This is a genomic window from Thermostichus vulcanus str. 'Rupite' (assembly GCF_022848905.1).
In the GTDB taxonomy this organism is placed as follows: Bacteria; Cyanobacteriota; Cyanobacteriia; order Thermostichales; family Thermostichaceae; genus Thermostichus; species Thermostichus vulcanus_A.
In genome coordinates this window covers 46,616-60,666 of the sequence record NZ_JAFIRA010000005.1, presented here as the reverse complement: position 1 = coordinate 60,666, position 14,051 = coordinate 46,616, and the positions used below count along the sequence as shown (strand labels likewise).

The window sequence follows — 14,051 nt, the reverse complement described above, 5'->3', positions numbered from 1 at the left end:
ACCATTGCAAAACCCAACCGTTGTGATCCCATGTGATCCCGATTTGGATCCCAAGTGAACATCCTTACCTAATTGGCCCCACTCTTGTAAAAGCCCCTGCAACCATTCAGCAAAGTTCCCTTGACCACTTTCAGCCTAAGTCGCTCCGCAACGGGGTAACAAAACCCAACCCAATGAGCCCACATCCTGGTTCTCACCCGTTAAACCAATCCCGGTAGCGGTGAGCGCATTAACCAGGCCACCACCACCACGACCCCAATTAGGATCAGCAACACGTACAGTTGCATCCGCCCCGATAAGGTGTATTTCAAGGTTTCGCCGCTGAACAAAAAAGCTAGCCCAACCCCATTCACCAACCCATCCACCCAGTGGCGATCCAGCCACTCCAGCCCCCGCGACAGGCTGCTGATCGGTTGCACCACCAAAGATTGATACAGTTGCCCCGTATAGAAGTCATAGGCCAGCAGATTTTGTAGCTCCGGCCAAGGTAAGCGCAACATCCGTTTACCCCCCCAGTAGAGCCAGCCCCCAAGGCCGGCCCCCAAGGCCCCGGAAACCACCAGCAACACCGCCATCAGCTTCAGCTCCGGGATCCAAGCCGGATAAAGCTGCCAATGCCAGAACAACCAGGGCATGAGCAGGGTTTGTACCGCTAGGATCCCCATCGGCAGGGCCATCAGCCAGCCCACCTCCGGTGCCCGCCGGGTTTTCGGTTGCGGGGATCCCTGAAATACCAACCCAAACACCCGCATCAGGTTCAGAGTGGTCAAGCCATTCACCAGCAACAACACCCCCACCAGCGCCGGTTGCAAAACGCTATACACCAAGGCTAGGCGAGCCATGGTCCAAAAGCACCCCAGCGGCAACAGCGCCACCATCCCCAGGGATCCCACGGCAAAAGCGGTTACAGTAGCCGGCATGCGACTGCGCAAGCCCCCCAATTCCGTCAGGTTCTGGGTAGCAGTGGTGTAGATAATGGATCCCACCCCCGTAAACAGCAATGCCTTGGCCAGACCGTGCATCAGCAATAGCTCCAGCGCCAAATCCGGTTGCTGCATCCCCACTGCCACAAAGACCAATCCCAAATAGGCACTGGTGGAATAGGAGAAGGTTCGCTTGATATCGATTTGGGCCAGCGCCACCAGGGATCCGCCAATGGCGGTGATCGTGCCGATGGTAACCAAAAAACCATCTGTGATCGGGGAGAGGGCCAAAAGCGGTTGCAGCTTAATCAGCACAAAGGCCCCGCAGGCTACCACCACTGAGTTGCGCATAATCGAGGCCGGGTTAGGCCCTTCCATCGCTTCATCCAACCACAGGTGCAGCGGAAACTGGGCACATTTGCCCAGTGGCCCTGCCATCAAGGCCAACCCCATCAAGGCCGCCCAGGTGGGATCCAAACTGGCCGTCGCCGCCCAATCCCGCAGGCCGGAAAATGTCAAAGTCCCTGAGAAGTTGGAAACCGTCACCACCCCCATCAGCAGCAGCAGATCCCCCACCCGCTTGGTTAAAAAGGCATCCCGTGCCGCTGTCACCACCAGAGGCTGAGCATACCAGAAGCCCACTAGCAGATAGGTGGAGAGGGTGAGCATCTCCAGCAAGGCGTAGCTCAAAAACAGCGAATCGCTCATGGCAATGCCGGTGAGCGCCCCCTCAAAAAAGCCCATCAACGCGGAAAAACGGCCCAAGCCCCAGTCTTTATCCAAGTAGCCGAGCGCGTAGATTTGCGCTAACAAACTGAGACCGCTAATCCAGACCACTGCCCCCATGGTGAGGGGAGAAATCTCCAGAGACAGGAACAAATCCAGATCCGCCACCCGAAACCAGGGGTAGTCCACAATGTAAGGGGCATGACCCCACACCTGCCGCAGCACCCACAGGCCGTGGACAAGAGCCACCAAAGTCAACAAAATATTGAGGTAAGCTGCTGGACGAGGGCCACTGCGCTTCACCCATCCTGTGGCCCAGGGCAGAGCCAAAGCGGCCCCCGCCAGTCCATAGAAAGGAATCCACCAACTGCTCTCCAACAAAATAAGGTTTGACATCCGCTTATTAAGGATTTTTTAATCACTATATACCTTGTCCAGTTGGCCGCAAAATCGCGTCGGATCCCCCAAAGTTCAGCCAGGTTTGTATTTGAGCTGCAATGCGCTGGGTTGCTCCCGGCGATCCCATCCGTTGGTGCCCATGGGCTTGCAGTTGGGCGGTGTAGGTTGGATCGGTGGCCAGGCGCTCCAGAATCTGATGAAGTAGCCTGGGGGCGTGCTCGACAGACGTGAGCTGGACAGCGGATCCCAGCAGACGAGTTTGGGCTTCTGCAAAGCGAGGGGTAAATTGTGGCCCCTCTCCCGGCAAGGTGATCACCGGTTTGCCCAAACCCACACACTGTTCGGTGGCCGTTCCTGCCATGGCCAGTACCACAGTGGCCCGTTGTACACAGGTGCCAAAGTCTCCCCAGATCAGGGGTAGATCTCTACGCTCAGCCGGGATCCGCTCCTGGAGTTGGGCCGGATCCAAATTCGGACTGAGGGCGGCGTAAACTTGAATCTCCGCTGGGATCCCTTGCACCACCTGCATCATCAAGGCCCAGTTGCGATAGGCTTCCGGCGGACGGGATCCCGGCAACAGCAACAATGCCGGTCGGTGTGGATCCAGGGGCAGGTCCCTTTGCGCCTCCAGCCCATCCATCATCGGGTTGCCCAGGTAAAAGGTTCTCAAGCCCCGTTTGGATAGGGCGGTGGCCGTCAGTTCATCCCGCAAAAAAGCTCCGCGACAGCGTTTGTGCCCCATCAACCAGCGTTCCCAGGGCAAATAATCGGAGATGGGTTCCCCCCAAGGGATCCAGGCGCGCCGGTAGGGCCCTTGTTCATCGCGCCAGTAGTAATCGGACTTGGCTGTACCCACAAACCCATAGGGGATCCCGCTCCACCAGGCCATCAGCAGCGGCACAATATCCCCCACCGCCAGCACGAGATCCGTCTGGGCCGCTTCCTGGCGGATCACAGCCAGTTGCCGACCCGTCAACCCCAGCAACCCGCCCCGCACATCCCGCCACAGCTGTCGCCAATCCTGGTAAATGAAGCCCCCCGACGGCATCACCTGAGGGGTAACCAAGATCGGGATCCCTTGGCGCACATAAGCTTTCCCTTCCCCCACAATCGGCAAAGCCCGCACCTGGATCCCGCGTTGCACAAGCGCAACCGCAATGCGACTGGCCACCTCATCTTCCCCATGTCCATTGCTCAGGCAAAGCACCCGCGGCGGATCTCGCCGGGATTGAGACTGAATTGAGAGGGATCCCACAGCACACCCGAAATCTCCCCCTAAAATAGAGCCAATTCGAGAGCGGAACCGAGGAGATGATCCGAAATGAGCGACAACGGGCCGAGTTCATCGCAGCCGTAGAAACCCTCCAGCTAGAAGGCCCCTATTTTGTCGAAGAGCGCCTCACCCGCCATCGCGGTCCTTTTTTGCGGGCGGTGAAAGATGTGCCGGTGGGGGGAACTTGGTGGGAAATTCGCTATTTTCCCGATTGTGAGCGTTATGCCTGGGCCTACCTGCCAGAACAGCCTAACCCACGAGAATTTGCCTGGGGTCATACCCTAGAGCAGGCGTTTCTCAATGCGCTGTGGCAACAGCCACAAGCTCCCTCCCTCACCTCCACAGACAGTCAGGATAACCATTCCGATTTACAGTGAAGGTAGCTTTCCCCACGTCAAGGGAAATATGAAACCTCAGGCCGTCGCCCGTATTCTCGATGCCAACCTGGACCGTGCCCGTGAAGGACTGCGGGTTTTGGAAGAGTGGTTTCGCTTTGGCCTGGAAGATGCTGCAGGCTCCCGTGAATGCAAGGAAATGCGCCAGGCTTTGGCCCAGTGGCACAGCGATCCCTTGCGCTTTGCCCGCGATACTCCCGCCGATCCCGGGACACAACTCTCCCACCCCCAAGAAGAGCGACGCCGCGATCTCAGCCATCTGTTGCAGGCCAATTGCAGCCGCGTTCAGGAAGCGCTACGAGTCTTAGAAGAATACGGGAAACTGGCAGAATCCAGCCATTGGGTAGCGCCCGGCTTGGCCAAGCTGGCCCAGGATATGCGCTATCGCCTCTATACACTGGAACATGAACTCCTGGGGGGATCCCTGCGGCAACGCCTTTTGTCGGCCTATCTTTACCTGGTGACCAGCCCCGTCCCCGACTGGCTAGAAGCGGTGGAAAAATCCTTGCGCGGTGGGGTAACGCTGGTGCAGTACCGTCAGAAAAACCTCTCCGACCGTGAAATGCTGCGGCAACTGGAGCAACTGCGGCAACTGTGCAACCGTTACCATGCCCTGATGATTGTCAACGACCGCATTGACTTGGCCCTGATCAGTCAGGCGGATGGAGTTCACCTCGGCCAAACCGATTTGCCGGTGGCCTGGGCCCGACAACTGCTGGGATCCCAGAAGCTGATTGGCCTTTCCACCACCAACCCGGAGGAATTGGCCCAGGCATTGACTGCGGGTGTGGATTACATCGGGGTTGGCCCCGTTTACCCCACCCCCACCAAAGCCGATAAACCCGCTGCCGGACTGGAGTATGTGCGCTTGGCTGCCGATAAAGCCCACATTCCCTGGTTTGCCATTGGCGGCATTGATGCCCACAATCTGGCCCAAGTGCGGGAGGCGGGGGCCACTCGTGTTGCCGTGGTGCGGGCGTTGATGGAAGCCCCTGATCCGACCCAAACCGCACGCCTGATGCTGGGGGAATTGCTACCCCAAGGGATCCCTGCTTTGTCTTAACTTGACTTCACAACCGATGCCATGACTGATGCCGCCCAACGCCTGCCTGAAAGCGAAAGCAGGTTAGCTCTCTCCCCAAACGGGATCCCGTCGGAACCACAAGCGGAGCTGATCACGGCTCTCGACCTGATGATCCGGGCCCGTTACCCCCTCATTTACTTGGTTTCTCCAGAAGAGGAACCTGCCGATGCTGTGCTGGCCCAGGTGGCCAAGCGCACGGATCCACCCCGCAAACTGTTGATCTGGGACTTGGTGCGGGGCTGGCAAGACAATGGCGAGGATCGCGGTTCGGTCATGGCCGCCCTGGGGCGGGTGATGCGCTCTGCCCCTAGTGAAGATACTCTGTTTGTGCTGCGGGATCTGCACTTTGTTTTGCGCAACGCCAGCAGTGACAAAAATGCCCCAGTCATCCGCGAACTGAAGAACCTCAGCCGCGAGCTGAAGCGCAGCCGCAAGATCTTGCTTATCCTCAGCCACACGCTGGAAATCCCCAGTGATCTGGCAGAAGAAATGACCGTCGTGGATATTCCTCTGCCCAGTAGCGAAGAGATCAGCCGTCTGATCCAGCTTTACGTGGCTCCGGAGAAGTTAAAACTGACCCCCCTGGCCTACGAACAGTTGGTGAAAGCCTGCCAGGGTTTGAGCCGGGAGCGCATCCGCCGTGTTTTAGCCCGCGCTTTGGCCGCCAAACAAGAGGTCAACGAAGCCGATATTGACCTGGTCTTGGAGGAGAAAAAACAAGCCATCCGCCAAACCGGTATTCTGGAGTTTTTCACCGCCCGCGAGACCCTAAAAAGTGTGGGGGGCTTAGACAACCTGAAAGCCTGGGTACGGGTGCGTCAGGAGGCCTTTACGGAAGAGGCACGTCGCTACGGTTTGCCCAATCCCAAGGGCGTGTTGCTGGTCGGGATCCAAGGCACTGGCAAATCCCTATCCGCCAAAACCATTGCCAACGAATGGCGCTTGCCCCTGCTGCGGTTGGATGCCGGGCGTCTGTTCGCCGGGATTGTCGGGGAATCGGAAAGTCGGGTACGGCAGATGATCCAACTCTCAGAAGCGATGGCCCCCTGTGTGCTCTGGATCGATGAGATCGACAAAGCCTTTGGCAATATTGCCAGTGGTGCCGACGGAGACTCCGGGACCAGTCGGCGGGTGTTTGGCAGCCTGATCACCTGGATGCAGGAGAAAACCAGCCCCGTCTTTATTGTTGCTACTGCTAACAATGTGCCGTTGCTGCCACCAGAACTGCTGCGCAAAGGCCGCTTTGATGAGATTTTCTTCTTGAACTTACCCACCGAAGCGGAACGCAAAGAAATCTTTCGTGTCCATCTGCAACGGTTACGACCCAGTCGCCTGCGGGAGTTCGACCTCGGGGTTTTGGCGGCTCAGTCGGAAAACTTTAGTGGGGCGGAAATCGAACAAGCCATTGTGGATGCCATGTACAACGCCTTTGGGGGTAGCAGTGGAGAAGGCCGGCGGGACTTTACCCAGGCAGATATTCTGCAAGCAATTGCCGAAACGGTGCCGCTAGCCTCGATTGCCCGCGACCAAATTGAGAACCTCAAGTGTTGGGCTGCCCAAGCGGGGGCACGTACCGCCTCCCAAGATGTCAAGGTACTCCAAGAGATGAAACAGTGTTTTTTGCCCTCCTGAATGGGAGCCTTTCAGGCGATGGAATCGGATCCCGCTAAACGGTTGACCTATGAAGAGGGGACGTTAGAAATCCTGTCGCTGCTACCGATTCATGAGCGCTATAGACGACTTTTGGAGCGGATTGTCGAGGTCGCCACAGAAGAAATGGACGTGAGAGATGGCCAACTTTGGATCCACTACCTGGAATCGAGAAGACCTCCGGAAAGGGTTGGAGTCTGATGAGTGCTACTACATTCAAAATCAAAATGAGTTGGCGGTGCGGGGTAAGGTGGCTATTGATTTAAAAACAGAAAACAGATCCTCCTCCCAGATCCTCCTCCGGATTTGGCGATTGAGGTGGATATCCCCAGCAGTGGGTCAAGCGCAACTTGCAAAACTCTGATCACTCAGATCGGTCAGGTCTGAATCCGGATGACTAAGGCTTTTTCTGCCCTACCGCGGGTGGATACCCTGGTTTTGGCGGGGGGCAATAGCCGCCGCATGGGATCCGATAAAGCCCTGTTGCTTTGGCAGGGGATCCCGTTGTTACGGCGAGTGGCGCAGGTGGCGGCAGCCTGTACCGAGAGGGTTTACATTCTCACCCCTTGGCCGGAGCGTTACACCGATGTGGTGGATCCGGGTTGGCACCTCTGGCGGGAAAGCGCCCCCCATCGCGGCCCGTTGCTGGCTTTTCAGGAAGGGGTAGCTCGCTTGCAGGCAGAGGCTATCCCTCCAGACTGGGTTTTGCTGCTGGCCTGCGATATGCCTTGTTTGGATGAACAAGTCTTGTGGGAATGGAGACATCGCCTTGGATCCCTGCCCCCAGAAATGGTTGCCGCTCTGCCCAAAACCCAGCGGGGATGGGAACCGCTATGCGGCTTTTACCGCTTGTCCCAGATGCACCAGCTAGAGGCTTTTCTCCAAACCGGCGGGGGATCGTTTCAAGACTGGTTGTCCGGGATCCCAACGGTGGTGCTGCCGCTTTGGCAGGCGCAGATGTTGACCAACTGCAATGTCCCCGCGGATCTAGAGGGTGCGAATCCCTGAGGTTCGGCCTTGAGGGTCTGTCCTGGACATCTGGACAATTGAATTGCCTCGGGTGCAAGGGATCCCTCATGTCACAATGAGTAAAGATTTGCCCTGCAAACGACAAGCTCAGTTTCATTTCTTGGCACCGTGCTCACCCAGCTGTACTACCGCGAGATCCCCTTTCCCAATCGTGCTGAAGTGGTGCGATGGCTACAAACGATTCCTCTGCCGGAAGGGGGGAAACGGATCCCGACGGCCAGTGGCTTGCGCATCCAGGGATCCGGTGCCGAACTGGCTTTGTTGACCTGGACAGGATTGAATACCACCTACCTGAAGGTGTTTCAGTGGTCGGAGCGGCCTTTTCCGAAGCAGCGCAAATGGCTGAGAGAGCTGGAAACCGCGATTCAGGCACAATTTCCCCATCGCTACCCGCAATTGCCTGAAATTAACTTGGAGGCGGGTTCTATTTTTGAACAACTGGAGCCGTTCTACCCACAAACTGTGAAGTATTTCCGGCGGATCCCGAATGGGGAGTTTGACCTGCAACGGGTCTATTGGTGGGAAAAGCGTTGGCGTGAGGAGGTGCAATCCCCCCCAAAACATCCTCAGCCGGTGTTGTTTAAGCAACCTTCACCTGACCCTGCTGAGAGCCATTGGGATCTGGTGATCGTGGGTGGAGCGCTTGGGGCGATTTATGGAGCGGCCATGGCTCGTCTGGGCTACCGGGTGGCCCTGGTGGAGCGCCTGCCTTTTGGCCGCATGAACCGCGAGTGGAACATTTCCCGGCGAGAGTTGAGAACCCTAGTGGAGATGGGCCTTCTCAGTGCGGAGCAAGTGGAAAGCTTGATCCTGCGGGAATATACGGATGGATTCAACAAATTCTTTGATGGTAACAGCCCGATTAAGGCCCCCGTGGTGCATACGCCAACCGTGTTGAACCTGGCCATTGATGCGGAAAAACTGTTGCACCTGTGCGGTGAGATTCTCCGGTCTTGCGGGGGAGCCATCTATGACCGCAGCGAATTTCAACGGGCTTACCTCACGGAGCAAGAGGTAACCCTGGTTCTCAAGGACTTGCGAGAGGGGCAAGTTTTTACCTTGGGATCCCGCCTTTTGGTAGATGCGATGGGCACCGCTTCACCGATTGCTCAACAGCTGTATCGGCAACGGGCCTTCGATAGCGTTTGCCCAACTGTGGGAGCAACCATCCAAGGGGGATTTGAGCCGGGGGTTTGGGATCCCCAATTTGGGGATATTCTCGCCAGCCATGGGGACATCAGTCGCGGTCGGCAGTTGATTTGGGAACTCTTCCCCGGCCCCGGCAACGACCTGACGTTTTACCTGTTTCATTACCACCAGGTTCATCCCGAGAATCCCGGATCCCTGCTGGAGCTGTACGAAGACTTTTTCACCATCCTGCCGGAATACCGCCGCTGCGACCCCGAGCAACTGCAGTGGAAAAAAGCCACCTTTGGCTATATCCCCGGACGTTTTCATCACGGTGCTCCTCACTCGGATCCCGACAGCCGCTTTGACCGGGTGCTGCTCATTGGAGATGCGGCAGCCATGCAATCGCCCCTTAGTTTCACCGGCTTTGGCTCGTTAATCCGCAACTGCCCGCGCCTGTGCGATCTTTCCCATACCGCCCTCCGTCACAATCTGCTCACGGCCCCCGATCTAGCCCAAATCCGAGCCTATCAGGGTAATTCCGCCGTCACTTGGCTGTTCTCGCGGGGGATGATGGTGCCCACGGGTAAGGTTTTGCCCCCTGCCCGGATCAACGCGACTCTGAATAGTTTTTTTGGCATTCTTGCCAGTGAGAGCCCAGAAGTGGTGGATGATTTCATCAAGGATCGGGCTGGGTGGATCCCGTTCAACCGCATGGCGATCAAGGCCGCTCTGCAAAACCCAAGGCTGCTGCTGTGGATCTGGAACGCCGTAGGGGCCAAGGGGTTTGCCGACTGGTTGCCCACCTATTTCAGCTATACCGGGCTGGCCCTGCTCTCTTTTTTGCTCAGGGGTTGGGTGCCAGGGCTATTGCGGCGTCTGCAACCTTGGCTAGAGGCCCATTATCCGCGTCTCTGGCTGCGGTGCCTCCATTGGAGCTACATCCTCACCTACGGCGTAGGGCAACCGCGTATCGAGTTGCAACTGCCTACTGCAGGCCCACCCCCCTCCGCCCAGTGAAAGACCCAAGACCCAAGCCCAACTTGGATCCAAGCCGAGGAAAGAGTCTAGGCTGGCGAGGATGGACCAAGGCGCTGGAGTTCCTCAACCCAGGTTGCATGTTCGGGTGTTTTCAGGCCTTCTTGCAACACCGACAAGACCCGTCCCAATTCTCCAGCCAGCAAAGCGGGTAGAGCCAACCACAACCCCGGAAAAGCCCGGCTTCGCAGGATCCCCTGTTCATCGGGGACTTGGGCAACGTAGCCCTGAGATTCCCATTGGAACCAATCCAACTGGCCTTCCAAGGTACGCCAAACGATATAGTCCTGTACGCCATTGCGGTGATAAGCCCGCTTTTTATCGTGCAGATCCAGTGCGGCACTGCTGGCAGCGACTTCTACCACCAGTTCGGGGGATCCTTCGATGTAGTCTTCTGCGTTAATCGAGGCTTGACGACCGGGCACAAACAACACGACATCCGGCTGGGGTTCATTATCCGGATCCAAGCGGACTGTCGGTTCAATGCCCAGCACAATTCCTGGTGTTGATGCTTTGTAAACACCCAGCCAAGTTGTCAAGTCCCCGTGGGGTTCCCCATGACTTCTCATTCTCAGGGGTGATGCCATATAGACCACTCCTTCCACCAGTTCGGCTTTCCTCAAGTGGGGCATGGCAGCATAGCGGCGCTCAAACTCGTCGCGGCTGAGGTGATCCCCATTCTCTAAGGGTGGAAGGGAAAGGAGTGGGTCACGGGTTAATTCACCGGTGATCACCATGGCAGGATACCTCCTGAAGGACAGCTCAACCGGTAAAGGTATAGCTAGAGGTGTGGGTGAGTCAGATGTCTACTACTGTAGCGTTTGGGTGAGGCCGAGCTGCTTTTGAAACCTAGGGGATAGGTGAACACAGCAGGGATCCGAACAATTAGGCTGCCTTGAGAAGGGCAACAATTTGGATCAGCGCCTCCTGAAAGGCACCCCGTTCCGGCTGCCCTTGCTTGAGGTCATATTCCAGTTGCAAAAGCTGCTGCATCACTTTCAACAAAGTCACCGTTTTCAGGGATCCCACTTCTTTCTGCAGGAAGTAAACCCGATTGGGGTTGCCGATTTCCGCCTTTTGAGCAATGGCCTTGGGATCCCGTTCCCCCTGATCCAGCAGTAGCCGCACCCACAACCATGTGCGAAATTGGCCCACCAACACCGCCAGAATCTTCAGGGCAGGCTCGTTTTGATCCAGCAGATGGGTCAAGATCAGCAGGGCTTGATCCAGGTCCCCTTTGCGTAGGCAGGCCGCCAATTGAAAGCTGTTATAAGCACTGGCTGGGACTAAAGCTTCGATCTGCTCTGGCGTAATCGGATCCCTTGAACCGGCTGTGAAGAGGGCCAACTTTTCCAGTTCCATCACCAAGCGACGGGAGTCATTGCCTACCGCCTCGGCCAATTTCTGGGCTGCTTCAGGGCTGAGCTTAAGATGCCGTTGGCTGGCTTCAGAGTGGACCTGCTTGAGGATCCCTTCTTCATCCCAGGCGGCCAGGGGTTGAAACTCTCGCACAATCGCCGTTTTTTTTAGGATCTTGGTGGATTTCAGGCGGCCATCTGGTTTGCTGGTGGTGGTCAACAGCAGGTGGGTGGTACTGGGCAACTGCGCCAAAGTCCGCTCCACTTCCTCCCAAAGGTCCTCTGGGCAATGTTGGGTCAAATGGGTGTCTTCCAACCAAACCAAGCGAGCCCCTGCTCCGAAAGGGGGGGTCATGGCCTGGTTGAGTCCGGTGATAGTGGATTCCGGCGGTAGGCGATCGTAATTGAAGGCGGCCCAATCGGGATCCAGCACCTGTTCCCGCAACTGTTGCACCGCCTGCATAAGACGGTAGTGATCTTCTCCCCAATAGAAATAGACGGGCACGGTATTTCCAACAGATGTCAACCCAAACCGTTACTCGATGGCCGTTACTCGATAGCCAAATGCAACCACGGCACAGGATCCACAGAACGATTGTGAACGAATAACCCCCAGTGTAGGTGAGGCCCAGTCGCGGTTCCGGTAGCACCAATGGCCCCAACCGGCTGCCCCGCTTCCACCCAGTCCCCTTCCTGGACATCAATGCGGCTGAGGTGCAGCAGCAGACTGGTTACCCCCTGGCCGTGATCGATGCCAACGGTATTGCCGTGGATGCGAAAGCCCTCCGACTCGTACCCGACCAACCCAACCCGGCCAGCTGCCGGAGCCACCACCACTGCTCCCACAGGGCCGGCATAGTCGATGCCGCGATGGTAGTAATCTTCCGCAAATTCGCCGTTGTAGTAGCGGCGCACCCCAAACACGGTGGTCACCGGGCCCTGGGCCGGACGTTGGAAATACCCTTGCCAATACTTTTCCGGGCTGATGTGCTGACGAAAGGCCTCCACCTTGGCCCATTCCACCTCTGTAGCCCATACACTCGCTCCGGGTGGCAGGCGAATGCTTTGGACTGGAAAGTCCCGTGGCTGAAGGGACAAGGGCAAGATAGGCTCCTCGGCAAAGCCGTGAATCTGAACCTGACGGGATCCAGGGGCATCCAAAGGGGTCGTGGGGAGCAAAGCGCGCCAACGGTTGGGTGCCACAGGGAAGGCTGGATAGGCGGCTTGTGTGCCATCGGGATGGGTGAGGTTGACCCAGGGCTGATCCAGAAGCAAGGTTTCCGGTGGGGCCGTGATCTGTACAGAAACGGTGTATCCCAACGGGGGATCCGTCGGGCTAATCTGAACCTGGGGGTTGCTGGCCGCAGCCGAGAGCGCTCCTGTGCAAACCATCCAACCAAAGCTGGAAAGCCATCCCAGCCTTCCCCAGTTGGCCAGAAAATTAGCCGGAAAATTCTTCACCACCACTCCCCAGACCATCCGTACTTCTCCTAGGCTCCATTTTGCGCAGGCCAGCGCCGCTTGTCTAAGCAATTTAGCCGGGATCCCTGCGCAAAGTTGAGGATGAAGCTGGGCGGATCCCTGTACTCCTGCTGCTCTTTACTAAAAATGGATAAAGGAGGCCGCATTTTTCTCCCCGAAAAGGTGATAGCTTTGCACAAGCTTTATAGAGCCAAAGCCACTCTAGGCCAAGAAATTCTAATAAATTCTGTATTCCCACCGAGGAGGATAGATAAACCTTCTTTTATGATTTAAGGCATGAACAGATATCGCGACCAACGCAAGTAGCAATATCTCGTTCTCAGTGAATTTACCGCTTTGTTGGGTTTTTTCTTTTTGCTGAATTAAATTTGAAGGCTTGAAAACCATGGAAAGCATTAGCGAATTGGAGTTTAAAGTACAGATCTTGGCCCGTTGCATGGGATCCGCCCTGGGGTTGGGCCGCCCAACTCGTATCGAGATTCACTACTGTACAGCGCAGAATCGAGAAAACCAACAGCCTGCTGCTGATCGCGACAGCGGGACGGAGTCCTTAGCTACGTCTGCTTCCCAAAGCTCCTCTCTTGTGTCTGAATGGGTAACGGGAGCCCAGGGCCAATCTGCCGTCTATGCCGCCTAAAGGGCACGGGGGATTGGCTCCCCAAGAGGCTCTCAGTCACCTCTAGGGGAAGGTTGCATCAGCGACGTTTTTTGGTTTTCTTCTTCTTTTGTGAGGATTGAGTCGAAGACCCAAAGCCTATTTTCTCAACTTGTTTCATAGTGCGTTTCCTAGCAGCCCATTCTTTACGAAACAACCGTTCTCTTTTTTCCTGTTGTTTGACTTGGGCCTGTTTCTCAGCCGAGAGTTGTTCAAAGGTCAGCAAGCCCAGTTCCAGCTGTAGATCTTCCCAATCTCCGCAGATTTGGTGATCCACACACTCATCAGCAAAGGCTTTCTCAATCACTTTAAGGATCGGTGCATCCACCAGTAAAGCGGGTTCTGTTGACAAACGTTTCTGGATTTCTAAAAAGGCAGCGATGAGCCAGGCGTTGATCTCAGAATCCTGCTCGGCATAAGGCTGCAACCAAGCGTGCAATAACTCCAAAACTTTAGAGGCAGCCGCTGGATCCGCTGGCGGCAGGGGTACCCCTAGCTTCGTATTTGGGAACCTTCTGCAGCCAGTGGCGATCTCTTGCAGGGCATCTAGCGCCGTGGTGAAACCATAGATGTCTGGTGAGGTTGTGTTCCGAAACTCTTGCAGTTGTTGGGTAATCAGCTCCTGCAGAGGAGGTAGCGCTGGCGGGCCAATTAACCCCAATACAAGCGGCAGTTCTTCTCCTATCCAGTCCTGAATCCAATCGTTGGATAGGATGATCTGATCAGACTCTTCGATGGCGCTTCGCGCCGTGCAGAGCACGATCAACCGGAGCAGTTCGGGTATGGCCGCCTCTGCCCTCAGTTGCCCTAAGGCTCGCCAAGCATGAATCGAAGCCCAAAAAGCTACGTACTCCTCCTCTTCCGGATCGTCTAACTCCCATTCCCAAGAACGGCTCTGCAACACCTGAATT

The 14,051-nt window shown here is 56.5% G+C and carries 14 protein-coding genes; 7 read left to right on the top strand and 7 right to left on the bottom strand.

Translation table 11 applies throughout. The annotated features are described in order from the left end of the window. Positions 1-200 precede the first annotated feature (200 nt). Both JX360_RS03545 and JX360_RS03540 read right to left on the bottom strand, forming a co-directional pair. Complete coding sequence (locus JX360_RS03545; RefSeq protein WP_244349199.1) at positions 201-2,045, bottom strand: NAD(P)H-quinone oxidoreductase subunit F; 1,845 nt, start codon at positions 2,043-2,045, stop codon at positions 201-203. 25 nt (positions 2,046-2,070) lie between these two features. Further along, entirely contained in the window at positions 2,071-3,303 is a 1,233-nt protein-coding gene (locus JX360_RS03540; RefSeq protein ID WP_244349198.1) for a lipid-A-disaccharide synthase-related protein, read from the bottom strand. A gap of 56 nt (positions 3,304-3,359) precedes the next feature. Here JX360_RS03540 and JX360_RS03535 point away from each other — a divergent pair, with 56 nt between their 5' ends. The 6 genes from JX360_RS03535 (at position 3,360) to JX360_RS03510 (ending at position 9,627) form a co-directional block, all read left to right on the top strand. Further along, positions 3,360-3,698 carry a hypothetical protein gene (locus JX360_RS03535; protein WP_244349197.1) on the top strand — a complete coding sequence of 113 codons (339 nt, stop codon included), beginning with the start codon at positions 3,360-3,362 and terminating at the stop codon, positions 3,696-3,698. Between the two features lie 28 nt (positions 3,699-3,726). Further along, positions 3,727-4,779 (top strand): thiamine phosphate synthase, encoded by a 1,053-nt coding sequence (locus JX360_RS03530; RefSeq protein ID WP_244349196.1) that lies wholly within the window; start codon positions 3,727-3,729, stop codon positions 4,777-4,779. A gap of 129 nt (positions 4,780-4,908) precedes the next feature. Then, positions 4,909-6,432 (top strand): AAA family ATPase, encoded by a 1,524-nt coding sequence (locus JX360_RS03525; RefSeq protein WP_244349261.1) that lies wholly within the window; start codon positions 4,909-4,911, stop codon positions 6,430-6,432. Positions 6,433-6,450: 18 nt separating this feature from the next. Beyond that, entirely contained in the window at positions 6,451-6,651 is a 201-nt protein-coding gene (locus JX360_RS03520) for a hypothetical protein (RefSeq protein WP_244349195.1), read from the top strand. A 192-nt stretch (positions 6,652-6,843) separates the two neighbouring features. Further along, complete coding sequence (locus JX360_RS03515) at positions 6,844-7,458, top strand: molybdenum cofactor guanylyltransferase (RefSeq protein WP_244349194.1); 615 nt, start codon at positions 6,844-6,846, stop codon at positions 7,456-7,458. A gap of 129 nt (positions 7,459-7,587) precedes the next feature. Further along, positions 7,588-9,627 carry an NAD(P)/FAD-dependent oxidoreductase gene (locus tag JX360_RS03510; RefSeq protein ID WP_244349193.1) on the top strand — a complete coding sequence of 680 codons (2,040 nt, stop codon included), beginning with the start codon at positions 7,588-7,590 and terminating at the stop codon, positions 9,625-9,627. A 47-nt stretch (positions 9,628-9,674) separates the two neighbouring features. On the opposite strand, the gene JX360_RS03505 is transcribed toward JX360_RS03510, so the two are convergent. From JX360_RS03505 to JX360_RS03490, 4 genes are all read right to left on the bottom strand, one after another. Beyond that, positions 9,675-10,382: a Uma2 family endonuclease gene (locus JX360_RS03505; RefSeq protein WP_244349192.1), complete on the bottom strand. Its 708-nt coding sequence runs from the start codon at positions 10,380-10,382 to the stop codon at positions 9,675-9,677. A gap of 148 nt (positions 10,383-10,530) precedes the next feature. Continuing rightward, positions 10,531-11,508 (bottom strand): DNA polymerase III subunit delta, encoded by a 978-nt coding sequence (gene holA / locus JX360_RS03500; protein WP_244349191.1) that lies wholly within the window; start codon positions 11,506-11,508, stop codon positions 10,531-10,533. Positions 11,509-11,552: 44 nt separating this feature from the next. Then, a complete protein-coding gene (locus JX360_RS03495; protein WP_244349190.1) occupies positions 11,553-12,482 on the bottom strand; it encodes a M23 family metallopeptidase in 930 nt (309 codons plus the stop codon). A gap of 11 nt (positions 12,483-12,493) precedes the next feature. Next, entirely contained in the window at positions 12,494-12,631 is a 138-nt protein-coding gene (locus JX360_RS03490; protein WP_244349189.1) for a hypothetical protein, read from the bottom strand. Positions 12,632-12,870: 239 nt separating this feature from the next. Between JX360_RS03490 and JX360_RS03485 the strand changes: the two genes are divergently transcribed. Continuing rightward, the gene (locus JX360_RS03485; RefSeq protein WP_244349188.1) at positions 12,871-13,122 is read left to right on the top strand and encodes a hypothetical protein; all 252 of its coding nucleotides are present in this window, start codon (positions 12,871-12,873) and stop codon (positions 13,120-13,122) included. A 58-nt stretch (positions 13,123-13,180) separates the two neighbouring features. Here JX360_RS03485 and JX360_RS03480 read toward each other — a convergent pair whose 3' ends face one another. After that, positions 13,181-14,041 carry a hypothetical protein gene (locus JX360_RS03480; protein ID WP_244349187.1) on the bottom strand — a complete coding sequence of 287 codons (861 nt, stop codon included), beginning with the start codon at positions 14,039-14,041 and terminating at the stop codon, positions 13,181-13,183. Between the last annotated feature and the right edge of the window lie 10 nt (positions 14,042-14,051).

Coding starts and splice junctions, on each gene's coding strand:
- JX360_RS03515 (WP_244349194.1), top strand. CDS start 6,844: ATGACTAAGGCTTTTTCTGCCCTACCGCGGGTGGATACCCTGGTTTTG.
- JX360_RS03505 (WP_244349192.1), bottom strand. CDS start 10,382: ATGGTGATCACCGGTGAATTAACCCGTGACCCACTCCTTTCCCTTCCA.
- JX360_RS03535 (WP_244349197.1), top strand. CDS start 3,360: ATGATCCGAAATGAGCGACAACGGGCCGAGTTCATCGCAGCCGTAGAA.
- JX360_RS03485 (WP_244349188.1), top strand. CDS start 12,871: ATGGAAAGCATTAGCGAATTGGAGTTTAAAGTACAGATCTTGGCCCGT.
- JX360_RS03525 (WP_244349261.1), top strand. CDS start 4,909: ATGATCCGGGCCCGTTACCCCCTCATTTACTTGGTTTCTCCAGAAGAG.
- JX360_RS03545 (WP_244349199.1), bottom strand. CDS start 2,045: ATGTCAAACCTTATTTTGTTGGAGAGCAGTTGGTGGATTCCTTTCTAT.
- JX360_RS03530 (WP_244349196.1), top strand. CDS start 3,727: ATGAAACCTCAGGCCGTCGCCCGTATTCTCGATGCCAACCTGGACCGT.
- JX360_RS03520 (WP_244349195.1), top strand. CDS start 6,451: ATGGAATCGGATCCCGCTAAACGGTTGACCTATGAAGAGGGGACGTTA.
- JX360_RS03490 (WP_244349189.1), bottom strand. CDS start 12,631: ATGCGGCCTCCTTTATCCATTTTTAGTAAAGAGCAGCAGGAGTACAGG.
- JX360_RS03495 (WP_244349190.1), bottom strand. CDS start 12,482: ATGGTCTGGGGAGTGGTGGTGAAGAATTTTCCGGCTAATTTTCTGGCC.